This is a genomic window from Streptomyces sp. NPDC002206 (assembly GCF_053593595.1).
The window spans coordinates 1-1,032 of the sequence record NZ_JBSFCW010000099.1 but is presented as its reverse complement, the minus strand read 5'-3'; the positions used below and the strand labels follow the sequence as shown (position 1 = coordinate 1,032).

Here is a 1,032-nt window from a genome sequence, read left to right as displayed (position 1 = left end):
CTCGGCGATCTTCAGGGCTTCCTCGATGAGCGTCTCGACGATCTTCGACTCGGGAACCGTCTTGATGATCTCGCCCTTCACGAAGATCTGCCCCTTGCCGTTCCCCGACGCCACACCCAGATCCGCCTCACGGGCCTCACCCGGACCATTGACGACACAGCCCATCACGGCAACCCGCAACGGCACCTCCATGCCCTCAAGACCCGCAGACACCTGATCCGCCAGCTTGTACACATCCACCTGCGCACGACCGCACGACGGACACGACACGATCTCCAACCGCCGCTGCTTCAGATTCAACGACTCCAGAATCTGCAGCCCGACCTTGACCTCCTCGGCCGGCGGCGCCGACAACGACACCCGGATCGTGTCCCCGATCCCCTCACTCAACAACGCACCGAACGCCACCGCAGACTTGATCGTCCCCTGGAACGCCGGCCCCGCCTCCGTCACCCCCAGATGCAACGGGTAATCACACTGAGCCGCCAACTGACGGTACGCATTCACCATCACCACCGGATCGTTGTGCTTCACCGAGATCTTGATGTCCCGGAACCCGTGCTCCTCGAACAGCGACGCCTCCCACAACGCCGACTCCACCAGAGCCTCAGGAGTCGCCTTCCCGTACTTCTTCAACAACCGCGCATCCAACGAACCCGCATTCACACCGATCCGGATCGGCGTCCCCGCATCGTTCGCCGCCCGCGCGATCTCCTTCACCTTGTCATCGAACTGCTTGATGTTCCCCGGATTCACCCGCACCGCAGCACAGCCCGCATCAATCGCCGCGAACACATACTTCGGCTGGAAATGAATATCCGCGATCACCGGAATCTGCGACTTCCGCGCAATCGTCGCAAGCGCATCCGCATCATCCTGCGTCGGACACGCAACCCGCACGATCTGACAGCCCGACGCCGTCAGCTCCGCGATCTGCTGCAACGTCGCACCGATGTCCGACGTCCGGGTCGTGGTCATCGACTGCACCGACACCGGCGCATCCCCACCGACCGCCACCGACCCGACCTGGAT

1 protein-coding gene is annotated in these 1,032 nt (G+C 63.0%); it reads right to left on the bottom strand.

From position 1 onward, the window contains the following. The coding region (ispG, locus tag ACWCP8_RS41195) for a flavodoxin-dependent (E)-4-hydroxy-3-methylbut-2-enyl-diphosphate synthase (RefSeq protein ID WP_352272805.1) at positions 1–1,032 on the bottom strand (1,032 nt) is incomplete at both ends.